General features: G+C 62.6%; 16 protein-coding genes and 1 pseudogene. 11 read left to right on the top strand and 6 right to left on the bottom strand.

Going from position 1 to position 25,082, the window contains the following annotated elements:
• Positions 1-432: 432 nt before the first annotated feature.
• The gene (locus tag DL237_RS13330; protein ID WP_325048637.1) at positions 433-1,140 is read left to right on the top strand and encodes a TetR/AcrR family transcriptional regulator; all 708 of its coding nucleotides are present in this window, start codon (positions 433-435) and stop codon (positions 1,138-1,140) included.
• Complete coding sequence (locus DL237_RS13325; protein ID WP_119399567.1) at positions 1,133-1,486, top strand: DoxX family protein; 354 nt, start codon at positions 1,133-1,135, stop codon at positions 1,484-1,486. The genes DL237_RS13330 and DL237_RS13325 overlap by 8 nt, the downstream gene beginning before the upstream one ends.
• Before the next feature lie 140 nt (positions 1,487-1,626).
• On the opposite strand, the gene DL237_RS13320 is transcribed toward DL237_RS13325, so the two are convergent.
• Positions 1,627-2,532, bottom strand: a complete 906-nt coding sequence (locus DL237_RS13320; protein WP_119399648.1) for a LysR family transcriptional regulator — start codon at positions 2,530-2,532, stop codon at positions 1,627-1,629.
• Positions 2,533-2,635: 103 nt separating this feature from the next.
• On the opposite strand from DL237_RS13320, the gene DL237_RS13315 reads away from it, so the two are divergent.
• Together DL237_RS13315 and DL237_RS13310 are read left to right on the top strand one after the other, a co-directional pair.
• Positions 2,636-2,956 (top strand): nuclear transport factor 2 family protein, encoded by a 321-nt coding sequence (locus DL237_RS13315; protein WP_119399647.1) that lies wholly within the window; start codon positions 2,636-2,638, stop codon positions 2,954-2,956.
• On the top strand, positions 2,956-3,735 hold the full coding sequence (locus DL237_RS13310) for an SDR family oxidoreductase (RefSeq protein WP_119399646.1): 780 nt from the start codon (positions 2,956-2,958) through the stop codon (positions 3,733-3,735). Before DL237_RS13315 ends, DL237_RS13310 begins: the two co-directional genes overlap by 1 nt.
• 168 nt (positions 3,736-3,903) lie before the next feature.
• On the opposite strand, the pseudogene DL237_RS21080 reads toward DL237_RS13310, so the two are convergent.
• Together DL237_RS21080 and DL237_RS13305 are read right to left on the bottom strand one after the other, a co-directional pair.
• Positions 3,904-4,095: pseudogene (locus DL237_RS21080) on the bottom strand (putative quinol monooxygenase); the annotation flags it as partial.
• 297 nt (positions 4,096-4,392) lie between these two features.
• On the bottom strand, positions 4,393-12,789 hold the full coding sequence (locus DL237_RS13305; protein WP_119399566.1) for a GH36-type glycosyl hydrolase domain-containing protein: 8,397 nt from the start codon (positions 12,787-12,789) through the stop codon (positions 4,393-4,395).
• A 414-nt stretch (positions 12,790-13,203) separates the two neighbouring features.
• Between DL237_RS13305 and DL237_RS21075 the strand changes: the two genes are divergently transcribed.
• Positions 13,204-13,533: a hypothetical protein gene (locus DL237_RS21075; RefSeq protein WP_407691913.1), complete on the top strand. Its 330-nt coding sequence runs from the start codon at positions 13,204-13,206 to the stop codon at positions 13,531-13,533.
• A 425-nt stretch (positions 13,534-13,958) separates the two neighbouring features.
• On the opposite strand, the gene DL237_RS13300 is transcribed toward DL237_RS21075, so the two are convergent.
• Positions 13,959-14,729, bottom strand: a complete 771-nt coding sequence (locus tag DL237_RS13300) for an SDR family oxidoreductase (protein ID WP_119399565.1) — start codon at positions 14,727-14,729, stop codon at positions 13,959-13,961.
• Between the two features lie 98 nt (positions 14,730-14,827).
• Between DL237_RS13300 and DL237_RS13295 the strand changes: the two genes are divergently transcribed.
• On the top strand, positions 14,828-15,757 hold the full coding sequence (locus tag DL237_RS13295) for an AraC family transcriptional regulator (protein ID WP_119399564.1): 930 nt from the start codon (positions 14,828-14,830) through the stop codon (positions 15,755-15,757).
• 185 nt (positions 15,758-15,942) lie between these two features.
• On the opposite strand, the gene DL237_RS13290 is transcribed toward DL237_RS13295, so the two are convergent.
• Positions 15,943-16,374, bottom strand: coding sequence for a VOC family protein (locus DL237_RS13290; protein WP_119399563.1), 432 nt, complete (start codon positions 16,372-16,374; stop codon positions 15,943-15,945).
• 650 nt (positions 16,375-17,024) lie between these two features.
• On the opposite strand from DL237_RS13290, the gene DL237_RS13285 reads away from it, so the two are divergent.
• Positions 17,025-17,927, top strand: a complete 903-nt coding sequence (locus tag DL237_RS13285) for an alpha/beta hydrolase (protein ID WP_199672085.1) — start codon at positions 17,025-17,027, stop codon at positions 17,925-17,927.
• Positions 17,928-17,930: 3 nt separating this feature from the next.
• Here the strand turns inward: DL237_RS13285 and DL237_RS13280 are convergent, their stop codons facing one another.
• On the bottom strand, positions 17,931-18,911 hold the full coding sequence (locus DL237_RS13280; protein WP_119399561.1) for a GlxA family transcriptional regulator: 981 nt from the start codon (positions 18,909-18,911) through the stop codon (positions 17,931-17,933).
• A gap of 73 nt (positions 18,912-18,984) precedes the next feature.
• Between DL237_RS13280 and DL237_RS13275 the strand changes: the two genes are divergently transcribed.
• The 4 genes from DL237_RS13275 (at position 18,985) to DL237_RS13260 (ending at position 25,078) form a co-directional block, all read left to right on the top strand.
• Positions 18,985-19,905 (top strand): BKACE family enzyme, encoded by a 921-nt coding sequence (locus DL237_RS13275; protein ID WP_119399560.1) that lies wholly within the window; start codon positions 18,985-18,987, stop codon positions 19,903-19,905.
• The gene (locus DL237_RS13270; protein WP_119399559.1) at positions 19,902-21,365 is read left to right on the top strand and encodes a carnitine 3-dehydrogenase; all 1,464 of its coding nucleotides are present in this window, start codon (positions 19,902-19,904) and stop codon (positions 21,363-21,365) included. Before DL237_RS13275 ends, DL237_RS13270 begins: the two co-directional genes overlap by 4 nt.
• The gene (locus DL237_RS13265) at positions 21,362-23,350 is read left to right on the top strand and encodes a CocE/NonD family hydrolase (RefSeq protein ID WP_119399558.1); all 1,989 of its coding nucleotides are present in this window, start codon (positions 21,362-21,364) and stop codon (positions 23,348-23,350) included. Before DL237_RS13270 ends, DL237_RS13265 begins: the two co-directional genes overlap by 4 nt.
• A gap of 138 nt (positions 23,351-23,488) precedes the next feature.
• On the top strand, positions 23,489-25,078 hold the full coding sequence (locus DL237_RS13260; protein WP_119399557.1) for an ABC transporter substrate-binding protein: 1,590 nt from the start codon (positions 23,489-23,491) through the stop codon (positions 25,076-25,078).
• Positions 25,079-25,082 lie beyond the last annotated feature (4 nt).

Genomic DNA, 25,082 nt, shown 5'->3' with positions numbered 1-25,082 from the left:
GGTTGGGTCTGTACCCGCGCCTTGCGCGAAGCGACACGGTTGCGGGGCGAGGGGGGGGCAGCGAGGTTGATGCGGGGGTGGTGCACGTCCGTCACATAGCAGTCCAAGGTCGTGAAAGGGCGGGGTGTTCCGGTTGTTGACGCCAGGGGACCAGTTGCTCCGGGCGGGGCTCCGTTTGCTGCGGTCGCAACACAAGCGCCTCTGAGTGCTTGGCCCGGTGCTGTGCCCCGGCGCGCCCGGTCGACACCTATCCAGGACATTCAGGCTGACAGCTGGAAGGTTCGCGAGGCTGGCCGAAGGTATCGCTTGGATACAGCCGCTCGGTCTGACCGTTCGCTTTCGCGCGGGAGTTTTCAATGCTCTCGCGCAGACGAAGCACGGTACAATCCTAGTCGCCATCGAGACGTTCGAAATGAGACGCCTGTCTGCCGCATGGGTCGGTGCAGGTTGCCGAAATCGTATGGTACGGTATGGTACCATCTGATTCTTCCAGACAGGCAAGGCATGCAACCCGATACCCACCGGACCGCACAGGGCGCGGCACGCATTCAGGCACTGACGGATACGGCGGCGGAACTGTTCCTCGAACGCGGTTACGAAGGTGTGTCGATCGACGAACTCATCGGCCGGGTCGGTGGCTCACGGCGCAATGTCTATGGTCGTTTCGGTGGAAAGCAGGGGCTGTTTATCGAAGTCGTCACGCGGCTGTGCGATGAGCAAGCCCAGCCCTTGCGGAACCTGGATATTGGCGTGGGCGGGATCGGCCCGGCCCTCACGATGTTCGGCGAAAGGGTGCTGGAGATCGTTTTGCAGCCGCGCACGCTGGCCCTGCACCGCCTGATGATCGCAGAGGGCCAGCGGTTTCCCGACCTGTCGCAGGCGATCCTGCGGTCGGGACATGAGGCGGGCACCGCAATCCTCGGCGAATGGCTGCGCGGGCGGCCCGGGTTGCGCCACGGCTTGTCGCCGGAAATCTTCGCGGAACAGTTCGTATTGCTGCTGACGGCTGGCCCGCAACTGCGCGCGCTGACCGGGCACAATGCACCGCTTTCTCCTGCCGACCGCGCGCATCATGTGCGCGTGGCGGTTTCAACCTTCCTTCACGGCGCTTTGCCCGGAGACAATACACAAGATGCGTAATCTACCCTGGAAATCCCTCCTCGCCTGGCTGCTGGCCGCGTTCTTTGTCGTGGGCGGGATCGGCAATATCTTCGCCTCCGAAACCATCCTCGCCGATTACGCGAGGTGGGGCTATCCGGGCTGGTTCCACTATGTCACTGGCGTGCTGGAACTGACTGCGGCGGCGCTGATCGCGTGGCGCCCGACGCGGCTGTGGGGCGCAGGCCTCGCCAGCCTGGTGATGGTCGGAGCCGCGGGCACGGTCCTGTTGCATGGCGAGTTCAGCCATGCCGTCGCGCCGTTGGTGGTGCTGGCCGTGGCGCTGACGGTGGCTTTCGTCGCCTACCGCGGCCGCCGTTCCGTCTGAGGCGAAAGGCAGCCTCTGAGGAAAGCGCAGGTTGGAAACGGCTGCATTGTCTCAGGCCGCCTGTCTGCCCGGCCGGACTTTGCAAGCTTTCGCTGTAGCTGTTGCCCGGCCGGAAAACTCGGCATGGCGCGCCATTGCAGTCAGTTGTCTTTGGCGTGCCGTTTTGCTGCCTCGCGAACCATCGCAAGGAAAGCCTTGAAGCCTGCTGAATGGTGTCGCCTGCCAGGATAATACAGGCAAAAGCCGAGACGTGGCGGGGTCCAATCCTCAAGCAGGCGCACCATTCGGCCCGCAGCGATATCCTCGGCAACATCCTGTTCGAAGAAGAAGCCAATGCCTGCATCGTTCAGCACCGCGGTTCGCGCAATCGCGGCCTCGTCCAAGGTAAGGCGCCCCTTGGTCTCGACTTGGAATGTCTCGCCGTGGCGCTCGAACTGCCAGCGCAACAGGGTACCGTCGGGCAAGCGCACGCGGATGCAATCGTGCAGGGGCAGATCCACCGGGCTCAGCGGTACCCGGTTGGCCGTGATCCACGCGGGGGAGGCCACGACGGCAAAACGTTGCGGCGTCCCCAAGGGGAGCGCGATCATGTCGCGCGGCACCAGATCAGCGGGGCGGAGGCCAAGGTCAAAGCCCTCTGCCACGATGTCAATCAGCCGTCCCTCGGTGACCAGATCGACCTGCATCTCGGGATAGCGACGCAGGAACGCCAGAACCAGCGGTGCGATCTCGCGACCTGCCTGGACCGAGGCGTTGATCCGCAGCAGGCCGGAGGGCGTCCGGCCAAGAGAGTGCGCGGTCTCCATCGCGAGGCGGATCTCGGCGACCGCGGGGCCGATACGTTCGACGAACCTGTGCCCGGCATCGCTCAACGCGACGCTTCGGGTGGTGCGGTTGAACAGCCGGACACCGAGGGTCGCCTCCAGCCGCCCGATGGTATGCGATAGCGCAGTTGTCGATATGCCAAGGTCAAGCGCCGCAGCCCGGAACGACCCGCGTCGCGCGACAGCCAGGACGGCCTCCAACCCCTTCAATCGACTCTCCATGATCATCCCGATATTGTCAGCGACAGATGCCGATTTATCCCGATTATCGGCATGAACGTCTAGCGTTATGTTGCTGCTGAACATGAACAGCAAGGACGCCCCCATGCACCTTCCCCCTCCTATCCACACATATTTCACCGCCCGAGCGCCGCAGGATGGTAATGCCCTGGCCGCCGCATTCGGCCCGGACGCAATCGTCCAGGATGAAGGGCAGACCCATCGTGGCCAGCAGGCGATCCGCGACTGGTGGCTCGCTGCCAATGCCAAGTATCGCCACCATGCAGAGCCGATCGCCATGACCGAGGCGGATGGCAAAACCATGGTCAAGGCAACCGTCACCGGCGACTTTCCCGGCAGCCCTGCGGTCCTGACCTTCAGGTTCGGGCTGAGCGGTGACCGCATCTCCGACCTGGAGATCGGATGATGGCGGACTTCCTGAGCTTGGCAGGCAAGCGAGCTCTGATCACGGGCGGGACACAGGGCGCGGGCGCAGCCACCGTGGCGCTGTTCCGGGAATTGGGGGCGCAGGTCATGACCACTGCGCGCAAGCCGCCGGGCCACCTGCCGGACGATCTGTTCCTGGCCGCGGACCTGAGCACGCCGGAGGGATGCGACCTCCTGGCAGAGGCCGTGCAAAGCCGAATGGGCGGCGTCGACATCATCGTCCACATGCTGGGCGGATCCTCCGCGCCCGGCGATGGCTTTACGGCCCTTGGCGAGTCAGAGTGGCAGGCAGAACTGGCGCTGAACCTGCAACCCGCCCTGCGCCTTGATCGTGCGCTGGTGCCAGGCATGATCGCACGGGGCACTGGTGTCGTGGTCCATGTCACCTCCATCCAGCGGGTGCTGCCGCTGCCTGAGGCGACCACAGCCTACGCCGCTGCCAAGGCCGCGTTGTCGGTCTACAGCAAGAGTCTGTCCAAGGAGGTCTCGCCCAAGGGAGTCCGGGTGGTGCGCGTCGCGCCCGGCTGGATCGAGACCGAGGCGTCGGTCCGCCTGGCAGAGCGGGTGGCCTCCGAGGCGGGCACCGATCTTGCCGGCGGGCGGCGCATCATCATGGACAGCCTCGGGGGTATACCGATCGGTCGCCCGTCGAAACCTGCCGAGATTGCCAATCTGATCGCCTTCTTGTGCTCTGACCGCGCAGCGACCATCACCGGCACTGAATATGTCATCGATGGAGGGACCGTCCCGACGGCATAAGCCTCTGTCCGGCAAGGACCGGCATTCAACGAAGGCGCGCTGGAGCGCAATGGCGAGGGTAAAAGCCGCCACATCGTTCAAGCCCGCCCGACCACCTGCGGCGCTGATGGATCTGTCTGTGGCAGCGCGCAGTTCTGAGGCCTGACGCGGGCTTTCGGCAAAATCCGGGCGGGCGAGATGGGATTCATGAGCACTTAGGTCGCTCCAGCCTTCTGCGCCTCGGAACAGACCAGGATGCTGCACGTCCGCCGCGAACGCGCAATAAAGGCATCCATCCTTAGGACGGGTCGACCCAACCGAAACTGCCGCAATCGCGCGAAACGTCTCGGCATCCTCGAGGTGCAGCTTTTGATCGACCATCACAGCGAGATGGTCAGTTTTTCACAAGGCATTCAATTCGCCTTTTCGAAGTGCCTCCTGTCCGCGCCATCACCATCCTGCGCGGTATATTTCCAAGTAAGAACCACCCTCTGAAAAAAACATAAGTACCTCCCATTTTGTGAGTTTGGATCAGGAGTGACAGAATGGTTGCGGGTAACTTTGGATGCGGCCGCTTTGCCAATGGCTGCGGTCCGGCGCTGCTGCAAAGCCGGATCGGCAACGGCCTCAGCCTGAAGGCGCGCCCAACTCACCTTCGGCTCAGCCTGAGTGAAGGCGTCAGGTTTTTGCCGCCGTCTCCAAATCGACGACACCGCCTTCGATCACGTTTCCATCGAAAGTCACCAGCAAACCGTCGGATCCGCGCTGCACCTCCAACACATGCTCGGCCCCATCTCGCCTGAGCGACACGGTGAAGCCGGGCCAGTCGTCGGGTAACGACGGATCGATGCGCAGGCGCGTGCCACCCTCAAGTTGCACACCAAGGATTCCCTCGACTGCCGCGCGGTAAAGCCAGCCTGCCGAACCGGTGTACCACGTCCAGCCTCCGCGCCCGATCTTGTCGTCGGCACCGTAGATGTCGGCGGCCACGACATAGGGTTCTACGCGGTAAAGATCGGCGCCCTCACGGGTTTCGGAATGGCTGATCGGATTGATCAGGTCGAACATTGCCAGGGCCTCGGTGCCACGTCCGGCCCGGCCAAGGGCATGCACGACCCAGGTTGCGGCATGCGTGTACTGGCCGCCGTTTTCGCGCACCCCAGGTGGATACCCCTTGATGTAGCCGGGTTCCTGATCAGTGTTCTGGAACGGTGGGGTGAAGAGGCGAAGGACGTTGTCCTGACCGTCGGCCAGATGCTCCAAAACCGCGTCCAGTGCCTGTCGGGCACGATCTGGATCACCTGCACCCGAGATGTTGGCCCAGGACTGTGCGATGGAATCGATGCGGCATTCCGGGTTTTCATGTGAGCCGAGAGGCGTGCCGTCGTCGAAAAAGCCGCGCCTGTACCACGCACCGTCCCATCCGTTGCTCTCAAGCGCGGCCAGAAGGCTGGCGCGGTGGCTTGTCCATGCCTCGGCGCGGGCTGCGTCGCCACGTTCCTTTGCGACGGGCGTGAAAGCGTCGAGCGTGTTCAGCAGGAACCAGCCCAGCCAGACGCTCTCGCCGCGACCCTGCTCGCCGACACGGTTCATACCGTCGTTCCAGTCGCCGCCCAGCATCAGCGGCAGGCCATTGGTCCCGGTTCGCGCGATGGCAAGGTCGAGCGCCTGTGCGCAGTGCTCATAAAGCGGTGCGGTGTCGCCATCGCTGTCGGGGACGAAAAAGGCGTCATGCTGTCCGGGATCCAATTGCGGCCCGGAGAGAAAGGGCAATGGTTCGTCGAGGATGGCAGTGTCTGCCGTCAGGTCGACATAGCGCGCTGTGATATGGGCCAGCCAGACGACATCATCGGATATGGTGGTGCGCACCCCCGCGCCGGTGCGGGGCAGCCACCAGTGCTGCACGTCGCCTTCGGGAAACTGACGCGAGGCGGCGTTCAGGATTTGCGCGCGCGCAAGGCTGGGATCCTGCAGGATCCAGGCGGAGGTATCCTGTAGCTGGTCGCGGAACCCGAAGGCCCCCGACGCCTGATAGAAGGCCGAGCGGCCCCGGATCCGGCAGGACAGCGACTGGTAAGGCAGCCAGGTATTCACCATCAGGTCAAACTTGGGATCAGGCGTGGTAATCTGGAGATGACCAAGGAAATCGGACCACTCAGCCTCGGCAGCGACAAGCGCGCGGGTCAGCGCGCCCGGCCCCCGGGCCCGGGTCAGGACATCGGAAAGACCGGCCTGATCACTGTCGGCCAGCACGAAGGTCACCGTTTCGGCGTTGCCGGATGCGATGGTCATGGCGACCTTGGCGGCGAGGCAGGGGTCGCCGTCAGCCTCGCCGACCTCGGGCCAGTGGGCCAGGGCGTCGGGGTGAGCCATCCGACCATTGCGCCCCAGAAACGCCTGGCGCGACACGCAGGTCGCGATCAGCGGGCGATCGGCGGCAAGGGCTGTGACGCGCCCGCTGATCTCGGTCGCGAAAGGGTTGCGCGCCACAACTGCCTGAAGCTGCGGGTCGTGGGCGGCGCGGATCATGCTTGCCGTGCGCCCCCGGTTGTTGCCAAGCACCAGTTCGGCGTAGGCAATGGCCTCGACCTTGAGCGGTGCGGTGCCGCGATTGCGCACGGTGACGCCTGTCAGGCGGGCGGGGGCGTCGGCGGCAAGGGTCATCACTGCCTCGACCTCGGCCCAGTCGGTCCAGACCCGGAACACGGATTTGCCAAGACCATGGCGCGCCTCATGCAATGCCATCGGATCATCCGACAGCGCCGCGAAGGGCGAGATGACCTGGCCTGTCGCGGAGTTGCGGATCAGGATTGCTTCGCCTGGCTGGTTGATCACCGGGTCGTTGGACCAGGGTGTCAGCTGGTAATCGCGCGAGTTGACAGACCACGTAAAGGCGGCCCCGGCGGCAGAGACGTGAAAGCCGAAGTCTTCGCGGGCGATGACGTTGATCCAGGGCTGGGGCGTGCGCTCGCCCGCGCGCATCCGCACGACATATTCCTTGCCGTCGTCGGAAAATCCGCCGTAGCCGTTCCAGAAGGCGAAGGTTTCGACAGGAAAAGCCCGCACGCTGCGTGCAGATTTCCGTGTCGGAGCGGGCAGGGCGCGCAGTGCGGGGCCGTCAGCTTCGGGGTGGGCGCGTTCGATCCTGGCCAGCTGTTCGCTGATCCGTCCATTGCGGGTGTGAAGCACGATGCGCGCGGCGGCCAGCAGGGTGTGAAAACTCTCCTCCGACATCTGGTCGCGGCGCACTGCAAAGACCGAGCGGTGTTCGGCATCTACATGCCCGGCACGCGCGGCCAGATCGCAGATCGTCTGGATCGAGGTTTGCAGGTCCTGAACATAGGATGACTGGCGTTCGTTCAGGATGACCAGATCGGCCTGGAGCCCGTGCAGGCGGAAGTAGTCGGCCATGCGCACGGCGGTGCGCACGATCGGCAGGTCGGCCTCGTCATCCGTGCGCAGCAGCAGAATTGGCCTGTCGCCTGAAATCCCCATCGGCCAAAGCGCATTTTGCGGGCCGAGTGCAGCCCGCAGGCTTTCATCCTGCACCGCAAGTCGGGCATCCGGCCAGATCAGCGCGGCAGCGACATTGCGAAACAGCGCCGCCTCCTCAAGCGCGACACCGGCATGGCGCAGCTGAACCTGACTCATCGTCCAGGCCATGCGGGCTTCGTGATCGAATGCGGCGTCATGACGGAAATGGCGGATGCTTTGTTCCATCTGTTCGGGGTCGTCGGCGACGAGCGTCCAGAAGGTGACCGAGACTTCCTTGCCCGCCGGGATCGTCACGCGATGGCGGATCGCAAAGATCGGGTCCAGTGTGAAGCCTTCGGAGCCAGAGAGCCGTTCTCCCTTGTCGAAGGCGGTGGCGGTGCCGAGGTCACGGCCCCGCCCGATGAAAGCACGCCGGTCGGTCTCGGCCTCGGCCGGGCGTCGATCGGCGGTCCCCGCGATCAGGTGGGCCATGTGCAGAACGCGCTGGCCCGGCGCACGGGGATTGCGAAATGCGGTGATGGTGCGCCCGCCGTCGCGGATGGCGGTGCGCACGAACATCTTGGAGAATGCAGGATGCGCGAGGTCGGCGTCCTCGCGGTCGAGCACGATTTCGCCGTAGCTGGTGACCTCGATCGTGCGCGGGCCGGTACCGGTGTTCTTGAGTGTCAGGCGGCGGCCCTCGGCGGAGGCTTCAGAGGCGACGATGACTTCCATCAGCGTCTCCAGCCCCTCGGTCGTCTTGTGGAACTCGGCCTTGTGATCGGAAAAGACGGCGCGGGCCCGTTCGGCCCCGGCGCGGCGCGGGCTGGTGGTGGCAGACCACCACTGGCCGCTGGCCACGTCGCGCAGAAACAGGAAGATGCCACCGGTGTCGAGTGTCGGGTCGGGGCGCCAACGCGTGACGGCAAGGCCGTCGTAGTGCAGTGGCCCGGCCCCGGTCGAGGCGAGTTGCGCCGTCATTCGGCCATTCGACAGCAGCGCCACGATCCGACGATCCGCGGCCGGGTCGGTCGAGATCGCAAGGCGAGGGTCATCGGCGCGGTCGATTGGATCGCGTTGGTCGAAGTTGTCGGCGCGGGTCAGCGGGACAACTTCGCGGGGGGCCTTTTCCTGGAGCAGCAATTCCGCGGCGCGGATCACCTCGTCCGAGTGAAAGCGTTCGCGGTGGATACCGTCCATCACCGCATTGGCGATGGCGACCATAGACATGCCGTGATGGTGCGCCATAACATTGCGCACCACGACATGGCTCTGCCCCTCAGGCATGCGTGAAGCCGTGAAATCAATGGCGTCGAAATAGCCGTAGGGACCGAACGCGCCAAGGGTATCGAGGTGCCTCAGGTTCGCGACCGCCTTGGCTGGTACAATCTGCGCCGCCAGCAGGGTCGCGTAGGGGGCGACGACATGTTCGTTCAGAGGAATACGCTTCAGTGCCAGGTCGGGCGAGCCAAAAGCGTGGTATTGGTAATTCATGTCGCGATCACGCGCACTGAACGCACTTTCCGACACGCCCCATGGCAGGCCGAGGCGCTTGCCGTCGCGGATCTGGCGCTTGACAGCCAGCGCGTTGGAGGCGTTCAGGATGCCGCCGGTGCGTTCGTGCATCACCAGGGGCGGCATCAGGTATTCGAACATCGAGCCGGACCAGGACAGCAGCGCTGCTTGCATCCCGATGGCCGTCACCGGGCGGCCAAGACGCAACCAGTGTTCTGTGGGCAGGTCGCCCTTGGCGATGGCAAAGAGGCTGGCAAGACGCGCCTCAGATGCCAGAAGGTCATAACACGAGCGGTCCATTTCCTGGCTCTCTGGCCGATAGCCGACGGTCAGCAACCGCTTTTCGGGATTCATGAGCAGGGTGAAGTCCATTTCGAACGCCAGGCGCCGCGCGCGTTCGGCAAGAGACGACATGCGCTGCGCAAAGGCTGCAAGGCCTTCGCGGGTGCTGTCGACGTCGCCAACGACCTCTTCGCAGTTTGTCTGCAAGGCCTTGGCCCACCAGACCAGTTCGCCGGATTCGGGCCGGGCCGCCTCTGCATCCAGATCGGTGGCAAGGCGGGTGATGTCCGCCGCGATCACGACAAGGTTCAGTGCGCGGATCGGTGCCAGATGCGGTTCGGCAATGTAGGTGCGGTGACTTTGCGTGAACCCTTCGATCAGCTTTTCCAGTCGTCGGCGCAGAGGGCGCAGGGTGCGTCGGTCATTCGGCATGTCGTTCAGGGCGTATTTGAGAACTGCCAATGTATCGCCGATCCCCTCAAGTGAGCCGTACTGCAATACGGCGGGGTTCGCGGCCCATTCCCGCAGCGCCGAGGATAGCGCGATGAGATGCCCGGCAAGGTTTCCGCTGTCGACCGAGGAAATATAGCGCGGCTCCAGAACAGCCAGATCGCGGGTGTCGTACCAGTTGTACCAGTGCCCCTTGAAACGCTCCATCCGCTCCAGCGTGTCCAATGTCGCGCCGATACGTGCGACAGCCGTGCGGATACCGATCCAGCCCATGTCGCGCGCCGTCAATACCGACAACAGGTACAGCCCGATGTTGGTCGGCGAGGTCCGCTCTGCCAGCTTGGGTTCGGGCAGATCCTGATAGTTGTCGGGCGGCAGGTGGTGTGAGGCCGGGGTGACAAACGTTTCGAAAAATCGCCAGGTGGTGCGTGCGATCCGGCGAAGGGTCGCGGCGTCTTGCGGGCTGACGTCCAGCCGGTCCTCGGTTTCCATCGAGCGGGAGACGGAGTGAGCGACGGCGGGGGCAAAGAACCATAGCAGTGCAAACAGGCTGGCGATCGGCACGTTGGCCGGGTTGATCAGCAGTGTCAGAACCATGGCAGCGATCGCGATGGCAGGCGAGGCGATCATGCGTCGCCACGAGGCGCGCTGGCTGGCCACGCCACTGTCCTGTACCTGACGTGCGGTGCGCCATTCCAGCAGGTTTCGCCGGCTTACCAAAAGCCGCCAGAGAGTGCGAAGAATGGCGTCCATCATCAGGGCGGCCTGATGCGGCATGAATATCATTCGAAGTGCAATTTCTTGCAGATGTCCACCGAGATCCGAGGCGACCCTTCCCAGGTGACGCGCGCCCGAGACATCTTTTTGCGATGGCATCAGTCCCGATTGAAAATTCATGATCGGCATGAAGAACAACGTCGCCAGCAGGCCCAGTTGCCAAAGACCCACGATATCGGAGGGCAGTACAAGCCAACCCAGAACCGAGGCCAGAATCCAGGTGGGGGCCATCAGGCTGCGGCGCAGGTTGTCGACCATCTTCATCCGGCCCAGCCCGTCGATACCGTTCTTGAGGTCCATGATGAATGGCAACAATTGCCAGTCGCCCCGCACCCAGCGGTGCTGACGCGCGGCGTCGATATCGTAACGGATCGGGAAATCCTCGACCATCTGCACATCTGTGGTCAGTGCGGCGCGCGCCAAAGTCCCCTCCAGCAGGTCGTGGCTGAGCACGGCGTTTTCGGGAAAGTGATCCGCCATCGCGGCCTCGAAGGCGGCGACATCGTAGATGCCCTTGCCGGCAAAGGACCCACTGTCGAGCAGATCCTGGTAGAGGTCGGACACGGTAAAGACATATGGATCCATCCCGCGACCGGCTGAAAAGATGCGCTGAAAGGCCGACGCCTCGGCCCCTGTGGTCAGCGATGGGGTGATGCGCGGTTGCAGAATGGCATGACCCGAGACGACGAGGCCGGTGGCGGGGTCGTTCACGGGGCGGTTCACCGGGTGCATCATCTTGCCGACCAGCGCCGCCACTGTGCCACGCGGCAGACGGGTGTCGCTGTCCAGCGTGACGACAAAGCGCACGCCTTCGGGAGGGCGGGCACCGGTGTCCATGAAGGTCGTCTCGGCGCGCCCCAGCAGCAGGTCGTTCAACTCGGACAGTTTGCCGCGCTTGCGCTCCCAGCCCATCCATATGTCGTCGGTTTCGTTCCAGATCCGGGCACGATGCAGCAGGTAGAAGCGGCGTCCGGTACTTTGGTATTTCTGTGCCAGTCGCTCGATCGTTTTGCTGGCGTGGGCCAGTATCTCGGAGTCCGCGGGGGAGAGTTCTGTTGCGGAATCTGACCAGTCGGTCAGCAGGGCAAAATCGACAGCCCCGTCCGGATTGGCAAGATAGTGCAGCTCAAGCATCTCTGCCAGCTCGTCCACCGTATCGAAATTGCTGATCAGGCTGGGGATCACGACAAGGGTACGTGCGGATTCAGGGATGGCATCCTTGTAGTCGATGGCGGGCAGGCGGTGGGGCGGCACCAGCCGCGCGCCGACAAGGTTGACCAACCCCATCGCCGCCTCTGAGGCGCTGAGCAGCGCCGAGATATACATCAGCCATTTTGCCCAGGTGGGCAGGTCGTCGGGCAGCATCGCGCTCAGCAGCAGCGCGATTGCCAATGTTATGACCAGAGCCGGGCCAGAGATGCCGATCCAACCCGCTTTCACCCATAGCCGCGTGATGCGTTCGGCCGGACGCGGGCGATAGTGGCAGGCCTGCTCGAACGTCCGCAATTGATTGCCCACCAGCAGATGCCCGACGCCGTCCTGCTGCGCCATTGTGACCGCCAGTTCGGCGACTTCGATCTCGGTCCGGGGCGCGCGGCGCGCGATGCGTTCGATCGTATTTCGGTAGTCATTGCGCGTCGGTCGGTCGAGGCGTGGGAAGTCATCACGCTGTCGCAGGATCTTGTCGACGCTGCTGACGGTTTCGAACCATTCGGTCCAGTTCGTGTCGCCGATCGTCTTGAGGCTGCCAATGACATTGCCAGCGATGACGTTCGCAGCCGACTGGCGGCCATGTTCGGCGACGACGATGCGGGCCGAGTCGGTGCCCCGTGCCGCTAGGCGGGCATCCAGCCAGCCTAGACCCCGATCCGCCGCTTGAGAACCATCGCGCAGCCGATAGACCAATTGCGCCGCGAATGTGTCCGAGATCGGTTGGTCCCGCTCCCATGTGCGATCCTGCGGTCCGGCCTGAACGATGCGATCTGCAAGCCGGTTCGCCTCGTAACGCTCACGCCGCGACAGGGCGACCCGGTCCGAGACGCGCCGCAGGTTCTCCAGCAGCACGAAGCGTACCATGGCCGGAACCGCCCAGAGTTCACCGATGGTCAACGCGCGTTCGGCCTGAAACCCCTCGACCATCTCAGTAAGCGTCTGCGTCGTAATGTCGGAATTGGATAGCCCGACATAGCGCCAGGCAAGGGCGAGAACGGCCGGAATTTCGTCACCGTCGCGCGTTCTGATAGTGGGAAGGGTGCGGTAATACTTTGGTACCAACGCACCGCGCAAAAGGCGGAAGTTCTCCTCGACAATATGGTGATTGTCGAGGAGCCATTCAGCCGCGGGCGTGATGATGGCCTCGTTCCGGGCGGCTTGCGCGATCGCGAGGTAGTTCTTCAGCAGCGCCGCCTTGTCGCTTTCCATGCGGGCCGGATAGCGTAAGCCTGAAAAGGCCTCCAATGTGACCGGGCTTTCCTTCGCCAGCCTCGCACCTGCAACAAAGAAACCGTCGTCGTCTTGGAATTCCTGACGGATCAACTGGACAGGCGACTGTGTCACCTGGGTCGTACGCGCTGGCATGTGATGAAAACTCTCTTGAGCTAGGCCCTTAAGGACATTGTATTAACGAATGTCCGTGCGCTTTGTTCCCGCCCCCGGCGGTCAATCGCACGATAATCCAATACGCCGCCTCAGCCGGTTGAAACCTGGCAAATGGTGTGCGCGTCTGCGCCTGATCGCGACGTAGCAATGCGGGATAGTGTCATGCGCCGCGCCTCTATTCTTCTTTTTGGCGCACCAACCTTTGCCCGACGTGGCGAATTTTCGCCACGCCGCCGAATCTGGGGGACGATTCAGCGATCACCGTGCTTTTCTGCCCTGCACAGGCGGATGAGGCCTGTGCGCCAGGCACAGGGATTTAGTGGTACTAGGATCAGGGCGCATCGATTTGTGCTCTCCACGATGCTGGTCGCACGGGGTGGGTGATGGCGTGGTGTGCTTCCGACCCGGCAAAACAATGCCTATCTCCTCGACATATCCCAAGGCGCGTCCGTGCCGACAATTCCGGTCGGACACACGCGCGCGGCCCGGCGGAGCGTGCTCGGGGAGCGCGTAGAACGGTCGTTTGAGCGGGCGACCGGCCTTGAGACGGCTCTGGTGGCAAATACGGGTGAAGCCCGTCCGGTGATCGCTCCCGATCAGGTTCTCGTCAGCGGCAGGTTGGCAACCGGCGCACCCGTTTCGCTCTATTATCGGAGGGCAGGCCGCGCGGGGAGCAGGGCTTCGAATGGCAGATCAACGGATCGGGTGAACGCCTGCGCCTGACCGCGCCCTTCGGTCATCCGCAATTGTTGCTGCTTTCGATCGAGGGGGCGTTCGGCGCGGAAAAGGAATTCAAGTCGCTGGAAACCTAAGAGACCAACCACGCGAATATTCCTGAAAACGCCGGCCTTGGGAATGTGGCCCGAGTCCATAAGATGATTGCTGATAGTTCGCGCGAGGGGACCAGGGCAACATCGAGCTTCGGTGAGGCGAGAGCGGTCCTTCGCGTTCTTGCGGTAATCGAGAAGTCTTTTTCTAGCAGCACTCGGGTCGCTGACGGTCGATCAGCTCGCAGACTATCAGTTCATGATCAAAGAACAGTCGCCCGCCGGAGCTTTAGAGCGGTGCCAGCTGCTGCCGCGCGCCGCCCAGATCGACCAGCCAATAAACCGCCCGGAGCATGAGCTGCCCCGGGTCATGTTTCTCAATCAAACTTGCTTAGAAGAGAGCGTTCCGTAGCGCGCTTGCGCCAAGGCGACCGCATCAGCTCCCGCGGGGAAGCGCAGCCTGCCTGTCTCGTCATTCGCGGCATGCCAGACCGTTTCGGCCACATCGCTCTCCTTTGTGGTCAGGGTTGGTTTGGCAAAGCCTGCAAAGATAGGTTCGGCGAAAGCGGCGTAGGCCTCGGGGATAAGGTCCGCGATGTCGATGTCGGTGTTTTGCGCAAACCGAGTTGTCGGCGCATAGCCCGGCTCGACCAGTTTCACCTGGATGCCAAAGGCTGACATTTCATGCGCCAACGATCCTGTAAAACCCTCTATGGCCTGTTTGCTGGCCGTATAGGCAGCGGCCAGCGGCATCGCGGCCAGTGTTACGCTGGAGGTAACGTTCACGATTGCCCCCGATCGGCGCGCGCGCATCTGCGGTATCACTGCCTGGACCATCGCCATCGTGCCAAGCGTGTTGGTTTCGAACACCTTACGCACATGCGACATCGGTGTGGCCTCAAAGGCCCCTACGACCCCGATACCAGCATTGTTGACCAGCACATCAATCGGCCCAGCCGCCGCGATCGCGGTGCTGATACTGTCCGGATCAGTCACATCCAGCGGCAGCATGCGGATACGATCTGAGTCGGGCAGCACCCCTTTCCGCGGGGTGCGCATCGTGGCGATCACGCGCCAACCCTGCGCATGGAAGTGGCGCGCTGTTTCCAGGCCATAACCCGATGAGCAGCCCGTAATAAGGACGGTTTTCATATCAGTCTCCTGAGTTTGTCGTTGATGAACCCTAGGTGCCGGACAAGTGTCGGATTATATGCAATGATCAGTCCAAAATTAATTTGTAGTCGTCCAGAATGTCTGACCCCCTCGAACAGATCATCCGCCTGCTGCGCCCCAGGGCGGTGTTTTCGAAAGGGATCAGTGGCTCGGGTGAATGGGCGGTGCGTTACCCGGCGTTCGGCCATCCGGGCTTTTGCGCCATGACGCTTGGCAGCTGCCTTCTTGCGGTGGACGGCGAAGCGGAAATCCTGCTGGAAGAAGGCGATTTTGTGCTTTTGCCCGCCACCCCGGCGTTCACCATGTCCACCCTTAATACGGTGGGGCGCAGGGTCGAAGCTGGCCGCATCGCCGAAGCGGGCATTGAGGTTCGGCACGGGCGACAGCGCGGCCCCGCCGAGATGCGACAGTTCGGTGGCTATTTCACCTTCGAGTCACCGGATGCCTTCTTGCTCGTGACGCTTTTGCCCCGCTTGATCCACATCCGCGGTGCACCGCGACTGCCCCAGCTTGTGCGCCTTGTTGGGGATGAGGCAGAACGGGACGATATTGGCCGCACAATGATCTTGGAACGGCTCATTGAAATCCTGCTGATCGAGGCGCTACGATCAGTTTCGGGCGCCACGCTGCAGCCGGGATTGTTGCGCGGGTTAGCCGATGACCGAGTGGTTGTTGCCTTGCGGTTGATGCACGGGGACGTCGAACGCAGCTGGACGGCAAACGAACTCGCGCGCGAAGTCGGGATGTCACGTTCAGCCTTCTTCGACCGTTTTTCGCGGACGGTCGGAATGACACCCATGGACTATCTGCTAAGGTGGCGCATGGCGCTTGCCAAATCGCTGCTAAGAGCCGGCACGCTGACGATCGAGGACGTTGCCGCGCGGATCGGGTATGGCTCTGCGAGCACTTTCAGCACGGCTTTCAGGCGCCATGTCGGCCAGCCACCTGGCCGCTTCATGCGCAGTCTGCACCTTCCGGAACACACGGGAACGTCCAGTGCTCCATGACTCTCGCGTCGTGCCGTCTCCTTCGCACTACAGTCTGCCAAGCCGCAGGAATGCTGCGCGATGCTTGACCCGCCAGTTCGGCACAGCCGCATGGCGGTGTTGGTTTCTGCCTTTTCGGTATGCAAGGGGCAGGGGGTGCCATCTGTGATGCGCACCGCTCCACGCTGCGCTCGCCCCCGATATTATTACCGCGCTGTCGTGTTTCCAAAGTAGGGATCGTCTGAGTTCTTCAGGCTGCACACGTTTCCGTCCGGGTCGAGAAATGCGCCTGTTGTCCCCCAGCTATGCTCGCTGACACTGACGGAGATTCCCTGTGCCTGCAGCAGGTGCGCGGCGTCGGTGACGCTAGCGACGTTGAAGCGGATCGCGGTCGGGTTCTCTGATCGCGTCTTGCGCGTGTCACTCGCGATGCCGTCTTTCTCGATCATCAAATAGCCGTCGCCAAACCTGAGGCATGTAAGCCCGTCCTTCTCATACCAGAGGGGCAACCCAAGTTTGTCCCGATAGAACGCAACGCAATCGTCGTATCGCTCCGTAAAGAGAATCACGCCGTGGCATTCGACCAGTTCCGACAATTTGTGAACTTGGGAGTTCTTGGTCTCATTCGCGGTGGACATGCTATACTTACAAACTTCCCTGAGACTTTGCGGTGTTGGCGTGCTCGCCGGTGTCATCCTGTGACACAGGCGGAAGTGCTGCAAGAGACAATCGAACCCGGTCCCATTGCGTGATCTGGACCGGATCAGATGAGAAACTCCGGCAGGTTGATGGCTCGGGCTTCCGCTCCAAGCTTTGAAGGCAGGGCCAGCGGTGCTCTGCCTCCGAATGCGCTACGCGGTCTCACGTCGTTGGCCGCCCGACTTCGACTTTTCCTGGGCGCTTGGAAGGTCCATAAGCTCAGATTGATCAAGGTTCCCCCTCCACACGATCGCGTTGAAGTTTTTGGCACAGGCGTGTCGGTCGGTTTGCCGGGAGGGCCGAGGTCCGGGACGTCGCGGATGCCAGGGATCAAACTCTTCCGAGGTGAGCCGCGCGCTCTGATAACAGGAATCGCCTTCGGATGGCCCCTTGCTGTAGTAGCCAAGACCGACGGTCGTGGATTACCTGCTGCGAGGACAGCTTTCGCGCCCACCGGGCGCGCAGCTGGTGTGGGGTAGTCTGCCGGACAGAGCAAAGCGACTTGCCTAATAAAAGCGCGCGTGAAACTTTTCGCCGACGGTACGCCGGCAGAAGTACAAAGGAAAGATGCTTGGAAATGACACAATCTATGCAGAGACCAAGTGAGCCGGAAATCCTTGATTTCATTGCGCAATGCGAGACGTTCTATCCTGCTGATGCAACCGGCGCCTCCATCGCGCAGCAGCGTGCTTGGTATGACGCCTTGTGCGTCGCGTTTGGCGCGACAGATGCGTCGGCATCCTGGTCGGATGACATCGTGGGCGGGCAGGTGCCGGTGCGCCGCTATACGCCGCAGGATCTGCGCACCGATGTGCAGCTGTTGTACATCCACGGAGGTGGTTTCGTCGTCGGATCACTGGAAAGTCACCATGGGATCTGTGCCGAACTGGCCGCAGGTGTCGGGGCCTGCCTGACAGCGGTAGATTACAGGCTTGCGCCCGAACATTTATGGCCCGCGCAAATCGAGGATTGTGATCTGGTGCTTCAGGATTTCCTCGGACGCGGACAGCAGGTCGTCTTGATCGGAGACAGCGCAGGCGGAACGCTGGCGGCGGGGCTGGCGCGGCGGGTCCGTGACCGGGGACTGGACGGCCTGATGGGGCAAGCGCTGATCTATCCGGGGTTGGGCGGGGACCTTTCGCGTGGGTCTTATGTCAGCATGGCGGAGGCGCCCGGGCTGAGCACGGCTGACATCCGGTTCTACCGGGATCTGCTGTGCGCCCCCGCTGGCGATCCAGAAGCGCAGCCCTTGAGTGCGTCGGACTTTTCCGGGCTGGCACCGGCCTATGTGACGGGGGCGTTTTTCGATCCGCTGCATGATGATGCGGCCGAATACGCGGGGGCGCTGGTCCGCGCTGGTGTCGAGGCCTGGTTTCGCAGTGAACCTCAGATGATCCATGCCTGGTTGCGCGCGCGGCACATGAGCCCCGGAGCAGCCGAGGGGTTTGCCGCATTGATCGCGGCGATTCGCCATCTGGCGGGTGTGCGCTGAGCGTTATCTGAGGGCGGACGGGGGCTGGCCAAACCGTGTCGTGAAGGCGCGGCTGAGTGCGGATTGTGCGGAAAACCCGCAACGCAAGGCCACTTCTGACAGCGGGTGCCGGGTGTCGGTGACCATGCGGCGGGCCGCCTGCAAACGCAGTTCAAGCGCATATTGACCCGGACCCATGCCAATCTCTGTCGCGAATAATCGTTGCAGGTGACGCAGCGGGATGCCGATGGCCCATGCGGTGCGCGCCGCTGTTTCCGGCTGATCTATCAATGTTTCCATTCGGGCAATTGCAGCCGCCACGCGGGGATCGCCGCCTGAGCGGCGCCCGGTCGCGATGGCGGCAAGCTGGCTTTCCGCGCCTGAGCGACGCGAGGTGATGAAAGTGCCGGCCACCTGCATGGCCAGTGCTGCACCGTGCCGCGCCGCAATAAGATCTAGCATCATGTCCTGGGCGGGTCCTGCGCCGGCGGCGCTGGCACATCGGGACGTGACGAGGTAGCGATCCGGCACCAACGTCACCTCTGGGAAGGCGGCAGCGAAATCTTCCAGATCCTCCCAGTGGGTGGTTACGCGGCAGCCGTCCAGCAATCCGGTTGCCGCCAGCAGCCATGCACCACTGTCGACCGTCATCAGGGTACGCGCGCGGGTCGCGGCGTGCCGCAAGTCATGCAACAAGCCACGCCGCGCCATCTCGGGTGCTCCGTAGCCCGCCAAAACCAGCAAGACCGCCCCTTGGGTCGCGGGCAGGGCACAATCGGCAGGCAGATGGATGCCACAGGTCAGCGCGACCGGGCCACCGTCGACCGAGACGATCCGCCAGCGAAAGGCCTGTCGGCCGAGGTGCCTGTTCGCCGCGCGCAGCGGATCTATGACCGAGCCAAGCGTCAGCAGAGAGGCCTGGGGCATTACCAGCAGGTCCAATTCCAGGACCTCTGAGCTGCCCGTCAGGGGGGCAGGGGTAAAAATATTGGCGCGATCTGTCATGAAAGTAACCTATATCGTCAAATGAGGCGATTCAATTGCGATAGCATTGGGGGCATCACGAATAGGAGTTCCCATGCCACTGGCCGCCAACAAAGACGTCTTCATAACTTGCGCCGTCACCGGATCGGGGGCGACGCAGGATCGCAGCCCGCATGTGCCGCGTTCACCCGAACAGATTGCCGACAGCGCGATCGCGGCGGCAAAGGCCGGTGCGGCCATCGTGCATTGCCACGTGCGCGATCCCGAAACCGGCACGCCGTCGCGCGACCCTGCGATGTTCCGCGAAGTGACGGAACGCATCCGGGACAGTGACACCGATGTCGTGCTGAACCTGACGGCGGGGATGGGCGGCGATATCGTCTTTGGCGGGGTCGAGGCACCGTTTCCGGTGAATGCCGCCGCGACTGACATGGTCGGTGCGACCGAGCGCATGGCGCATATCGCGGATTGCCTGCCCGAGATCTGCACGCTGGATTGCGGTACGATGAATTTTGCCGAGGCCGATTACGTCATGACCAACACGCCCGGCATGTTGCGCGCCATGGGCGGGATGATGACGGCCCTTGGCGTCAAGCCCGAGATCGAGGCCTTCGACACCGGTCACCTGTGGTTCGCCAAGCAACTGGTCGAAGAAGGTACGCTGACCTCGCCCGCGCTGGTGCAATTGTGCATGGGGGTGCCATGGGGTGCACCCAATGACATGAATACCTTCATGGCGATGGTGAACAACGTCCCGCAGGATTGGAACTGGTCGGCGTTCACGCTGGGTCGCGATCAGATGAACTATGTCGCCGCGTCGGTTCTGGCGGGGGGCAACGTGCGCGTCGGCCTGGAGGACAACCTGTGGCTGGCCAAGGGACAGCTTGCCACGAATGCGCAGCTGGTCGAGCGGGCGGTGACGATCATCGAAGCGATGGGATCCCGGGTGATGGGCCCGCAGGCGGTGCGCGAAAAGCTGGGGCTGACCAAGCGCGCGCCGAAGGTGGCAGCATGAAGGCCGCGATCATCGGTGGCGGCGTCATCGGCGGTGGCTGGGCCGCGCGGTTCCTTCTCAACGGCTGGGATGTGGCGATCTTTGACCCCGATCCGCAGGCAGAGCGCAAGATCGGCGAGGTCCTTGCCAATGCCCGTGCCGCACTGCCGCAGTTGTCCGACACAGGCTTGCCCACCGAAGGTAGGCTGAGCTTTGCAGGGTCTGTGGCGGAGGCTGTCACGGGGGCCGCGTATATCCAGGAGAGTGTGTCGGAGCAGCTGGCGTTGAAGCACCGGGTCTTTGCAGAGATTCAGGCCGCGGCGCCGGATGTACCGCTCGGTTCGTCAACCTCGGGGTTCAAGCCATCGGAGTTGCAGCAGGGCGCGGTGACCCCCGGCGTGATCTTTGTCGCGCACCCGTTCAATCCCGTCTACCTGTTACCTCTGGTCGAGATCGTACCATCGGCTGCCGATGCGCAGGGCTTTACCGATCACGTGCTGGAATTGCTGCGCGACATCGGGATGTTCCCGCTGCAGGTGCGCAAGGAGATCGACGCACATATCGGCGACCGTCTGCTGGAGGCACTGTGGCGCGAGGCGCTCTGGCTGGTCAAGGACGGTATCGCCACGACAGAAGAAATCGACGATGTCATCCGCATGAGCTTTGGCCTGAGATGGGCGCAGATGGGACTTTTCGAGACCTATCGCATCGCCGGCGGCGAGGCAGGCATGAAACACTTCATGGAGCAGTTCGGCCCGGCTCTGGCCTGGCCCTGGACCAAGTTGATGGACGTGCCAGAATTCACCGAGGAACTGGTGGAGCTGATCGCCGACCAGTCCGATGCCCAATCGGGCCATCACACCATCAGGGATCTTGAGCGCATTCGGGATGGCAACCTGGTTGCCTTCCTGCGGGCGCTGAAAGATCGTGATTGGGGGGCGGGCAAGGTGTTCAACGACCATGATCGACGCCTTGCAGAGCAGGCGAAGGCGACAAAAACGACATCGGCTGCTTCAGAGGCGACAAAGCTGGTGGTGCTTCCCAGCTGGATTGACTACAACGGCCACATGACGGAAAGCCGCTATCTGTTCGCGGGGTCGCAGATCGTCGATGCCTTTCTGGCCCGGATCGGGGCAGGGCTGGACTATGTGGCTGCCGGACACAGCTATTACACCGCCGAAACCCATATCCGCCACTTGGGAGAGGCCAAGTTGGGCGCGCATCTGACTGGTACGGTGCAGGTTCTCAGCCATGACGAAAAGCGCCTGCATATCTGGATGCGGCTGACTCGTGATGACGACGGAACCGAGGTGGCGACGATAGAACAGATGCTGCTGCATGTAGATATGGCCGCTGGCCGCACCTGTGCCGCCGATACTTCCGTGCTGAAAACACTGGATGAAATCGCCAACGCGCAATCCGACATGCCGCGCCCCACGGCGGCAGGTCGGCACGTTGGCCAAGGCAGGGATGCTGCATGACGATACGAACAGACTTTCCCTATCAGGTGACGGAAACGCCAGACCTGTGGATTCCGCTGTCTGACGGAACGCGGCTGTCGGCGCGTCTCTGGGCGGCTGATGGGGTCGGCCCGGTGCCTGCTGTGTTGGAGTTTCTACCCTATCGCAAGCGCGATGGAACCACGGCGCGTGATGCCCTGACCCACCCCTATCTTGCTGGCCACGGCTATGCCTGCTTGCGCGTCGACATGCGCGGCAATGGCGACAGTGACGGGCTGATGGACGATGAATACAGCCCCCAGGAGCTTTCGGACGCCTGCGAGGTGATCGCCTGGATCGCAGCGCAGGATTGGTGCAGCGGCAACGTCGGTATGATGGGCATCAGCTGGGGCGGGTTCAATTCGCTTCAGGTGGCGGCGCTGCAACCGCCTGCACTGAAGGCCATCATCACGCTGTGTTCGACTGTTGACCGTTATGCCGACGATATTCACTACAAGGGCGGTTGCCTGCTGAACGAAAATCTCGGCTGGGCGGGCACCATGTGGTCCTATTCCTCGCGTCCGCCTGACCCTGCGATGCGCGCAGACTGGCGCGAGCAGTGGTTGGAGCGGTTGGAGCGGCAGCCCTTTTTGGCAACGACATGGCTGAGCCACCAACGCCGAGACGCCTATTGGCAGCACGGGTCGGTCTGCGAGGATTTCAGTGCCATCAAGGCGGCCGTCATGGCTGTTGGTGGCTGGGGGGACAGCTACAAGAACGCCGTGCCGCAACTGGTCGAGAAGATCGACGGCCCGGTGCGTGGTATCGTCGGGCCTTGGGTGCATAAATATCCGCACTTTGCCGTGCCTGAGCCCCGCATAGGCTTTCTGCAAGAAGCACTGCGTTGGTGGGACCAGCACCTGAAAGGCGTAGAGACCGGCGTGTCAGACGAACCGGCCTATTCGGCATATCTGATGGACGGCGTGCGACCTGCGACATGGTATGCGGAGCGTCCTGGCCGATGGGTAACCGAGGCGTCCTGGCCGGCAGCCGACATCGAGACTTCGGTGCTGGATCTGTCTCAGCAGGGATTGGGCAAGGGGGCCGGGGCACTGAACCTGCCGCTTGCCTCGCCGCAACATTGCGGTGCTCAGGGCGGTGAATTCTGTGCCATCTGGCTGGGGCCGGAAATGCCAGGCGATCAGCGCACCGATGACGCCTTGTCGCTGTGCTTTGATAGCGATGCCATGGCGCAGACCGATATCGTCGGCGCGCCTGTGCTGAAGCTGAAGCTGACAGCAGATCAGACCGCAGGGCAGATCGCCGTGCGGCTGAACCATGTACATCCTGACGGGGCCGCAACACGCATCAGCTGGGGTGTTCTGAACCTGACCCATCATACCTCTCATGCAGAACCACGGCCCCTGATCCCGGGCGAAGAGATCGAGATCGAGTTGGCACTGGATCATATCGCCTATCGCCTGCCGGAGGGGCACCGTCTGCGTGTCGCGGTTTCGTCCGCCTATTGGCCGATGATCTGGCCATCCTCTGCGGCGACCCGGCTGACATTGTTGGAAGGCGCGCTGACACTGCCGGTCCGTGCAGCCGCGACAGGTGATGAGATCACCTTCGCGCCCGCTGAAAGCGCCGCACCACTTGAGGCGGAAACCCTGCGCGAAGCCGCCCATGTGCGGCGCAGCGAGACCGACCATCAGACAGGTGCGGTCACGCTGGTGATCGAGGATGATTTCGGCAAGAGCCGGAATGGCGACCATGGGCTGATCGCGGGATCGGTCGCACGCGAACGCTGGACGATCCATCCCGATGATCCGCTGTCGGCACATGGCTGGACGCATTGGACGCAGGAAATTGAGCGTGACGGAACGCGCCTGAGGACCGAAGCCATGCAGGAAATGTGGTCCGACTCGGGTACATTCTATCTGACGGGGCGCATCGAGGCGTGGCAGGACGATGTCCTGATCTATGAGCGAGATATCAAGGACGAGGTGCCCCGCGACAATTTGTGAGCACAAAACGATATTTTTTGCACGGCTGAGCAAAAAAAACGTTGCGTCTGCGGCAGGGTGCCGCAGTTTATTGATCAGTCAATCAAGAAACCTTGCGGCGCAATTTGTGACCGCAGGACCATCCGGGAGAATCAACACATGAACGACGAACTCCGCTATCTGCTGGCCCGCACCGTGCAGGGCAAGATGAACCGCCGCAACTTTCTGGGGCGTGCCGCTGCTGTGGGTTTCACCGCCGCTGCCGCGAACACGATGCTGGCGTCGGGTCTGAAGGCGCAGACGCCGCAGAAGGGTGGCGTGCTGAAGATCGGGATGCAGGGTGGCGGGTCCACCGACTCCCTTGATCCGGCGCTGGCTGCCAACCAGGTGACCTTCCAGCTGCTGAAACTGTTCGGTGATCCCCTGGTCGAGCTTGACCCAAAGGGCGGTCCCGTACAGATGCGCCTGGCCGAAGCGGTCGAAAGCACACCCGACGCCAAGCAATGGACGTTCAAGATCCGCAAGGGCGTCAAGTTCCACAATGGCAAGGATCTGACCCCCGATGACGTTCTGGCCACGCTGAAGCGCCACTCGGACGAAAACTCGAAATCCGGCGCCCTTGGCGTCATGAAGGGGATCGAGTCGATGAAGGTCGATGGCGACAATGTCGTCGTCACCCTGACCGAGGCGAACGCCGACCTGCCGTACCTTATGGCCGATTATCACCTGGTGATCGAACCCAACGGCGGCATGGATGATCCGGCATCCGGGATCGGCACGGGTGCCTACAAGGTCACCGTCAATGAACCCGGCGTGCGCCACGTCTTTGAAAAGTTTGACGAATACTGGGACGAAAGCCAGGGCCACTTCGATGGCGTCGAGATCCTTGTGATCAACGACAACACCGCCCGCACCTCGGCGCTGCAATCGGGGCAAATTCACGTTGCCAACCGGATCGATCCGAAGGTTGCAGGGCTGATGGGCCGCGCGCCGAACCTCGAAGTCAAGAACGTGTCGGGCAAGGGGCACTACGTGTTCATCATGCACTGCAATACGGCACCCTTCGACAACAACGATCTGCGGCTGGCGCTGAAATATGCGATCAACCGTCAGGAGATGGTGGACAAGGTGCTGCAGGGCTATGGCACGATCGGCAACGACTTTCCGATCAACGCGTCCTATCCGCTGTTCGACGACTCGATCGAACAACGCAGCTATGATCCCGACAAGGCCGCGTTCCACTACAAGAAATCCGGCCATGATGGCTCTCCCATCGTGATGCGGACCTCCGATGTCGCCTTCTCTGGTGCGCTCGACGCCTCCGCACTTTTCCAGCAAACGGCGCAAGCCTCGGGTATTCCTCTGGAAATCAAACGTGAGCCCGGCGACGGCTATTGGTCGGACGTCTGGAACGTGCAACCCTTCTGCGCCTCTTACTGGGGCGGCCGGCCCGTGCAGGACCAGATGTATTCGACCGCTTACCTGTCGAGTGCGGACTGGAACGACACCCGGTTCGACAACCCCGAGTTCGATAAGCTGCTGGTTGAGGCCAAGGGCGAGCTGGACACCGCCAAGCGCAAGGAAATGTACAGCCAGATGGCCTACATGGTGCGTGACGAAGGCGGTCTGATCCTGCCGATGTTCAATGATTTCATCTGTGCAATCACCGATGACGTGCAGGGCTGGGAAGAAGATCCGAACCAGGATCTGATGAACGGTCTGCTTGCGCACAAGTGCTGGTTTGCCTGAGGGC

This window comes from Pseudooceanicola sediminis, from assembly GCF_003575965.1.
Taxonomy (GTDB): domain Bacteria; phylum Pseudomonadota; class Alphaproteobacteria; order Rhodobacterales; family Rhodobacteraceae; genus Pseudooceanicola; species Pseudooceanicola sediminis.
The sequence above is the reverse complement of the archived record's forward strand: the minus strand, read 5'-3'. Positions and strand labels throughout refer to the sequence as shown.

What these genes read in the sequence shown, in the direction of transcription:
- DL237_RS13330 (WP_325048637.1), top strand. Translation starts at nt 433, where the DNA reads ATGGGTCGGTGCAGGTTGCCGAAATCGTATGGTACGGTATGGTACCAT.
- DL237_RS13325 (WP_119399567.1), top strand. Translation starts at nt 1,133, where the DNA reads ATGCGTAATCTACCCTGGAAATCCCTCCTCGCCTGGCTGCTGGCCGCG.
- DL237_RS13320 (WP_119399648.1), bottom strand. Translation starts at nt 2,532, where the DNA reads ATGGAGAGTCGATTGAAGGGGTTGGAGGCCGTCCTGGCTGTCGCGCGA.
- DL237_RS13315 (WP_119399647.1), top strand. Translation starts at nt 2,636, where the DNA reads ATGCACCTTCCCCCTCCTATCCACACATATTTCACCGCCCGAGCGCCG.
- DL237_RS13310 (WP_119399646.1), top strand. Translation starts at nt 2,956, where the DNA reads ATGGCGGACTTCCTGAGCTTGGCAGGCAAGCGAGCTCTGATCACGGGC.
- DL237_RS13305 (WP_119399566.1), bottom strand. Translation starts at nt 12,789, where the DNA reads ATGCCAGCGCGTACGACCCAGGTGACACAGTCGCCTGTCCAGTTGATC.
- DL237_RS13300 (WP_119399565.1), bottom strand. Translation starts at nt 14,729, where the DNA reads ATGAAAACCGTCCTTATTACGGGCTGCTCATCGGGTTATGGCCTGGAA.
- DL237_RS13295 (WP_119399564.1), top strand. Translation starts at nt 14,828, where the DNA reads ATGTCTGACCCCCTCGAACAGATCATCCGCCTGCTGCGCCCCAGGGCG.
- DL237_RS13290 (WP_119399563.1), bottom strand. Translation starts at nt 16,374, where the DNA reads ATGTCCACCGCGAATGAGACCAAGAACTCCCAAGTTCACAAATTGTCG.
- DL237_RS13285 (WP_199672085.1), top strand. Translation starts at nt 17,025, where the DNA reads ATGCAGAGACCAAGTGAGCCGGAAATCCTTGATTTCATTGCGCAATGC.
- DL237_RS13280 (WP_119399561.1), bottom strand. Translation starts at nt 18,911, where the DNA reads ATGACAGATCGCGCCAATATTTTTACCCCTGCCCCCCTGACGGGCAGC.
- DL237_RS13275 (WP_119399560.1), top strand. Translation starts at nt 18,985, where the DNA reads ATGCCACTGGCCGCCAACAAAGACGTCTTCATAACTTGCGCCGTCACC.
- DL237_RS13270 (WP_119399559.1), top strand. Translation starts at nt 19,902, where the DNA reads ATGAAGGCCGCGATCATCGGTGGCGGCGTCATCGGCGGTGGCTGGGCC.
- DL237_RS13265 (WP_119399558.1), top strand. Translation starts at nt 21,362, where the DNA reads ATGACGATACGAACAGACTTTCCCTATCAGGTGACGGAAACGCCAGAC.
- DL237_RS13260 (WP_119399557.1), top strand. Translation starts at nt 23,489, where the DNA reads ATGAACGACGAACTCCGCTATCTGCTGGCCCGCACCGTGCAGGGCAAG.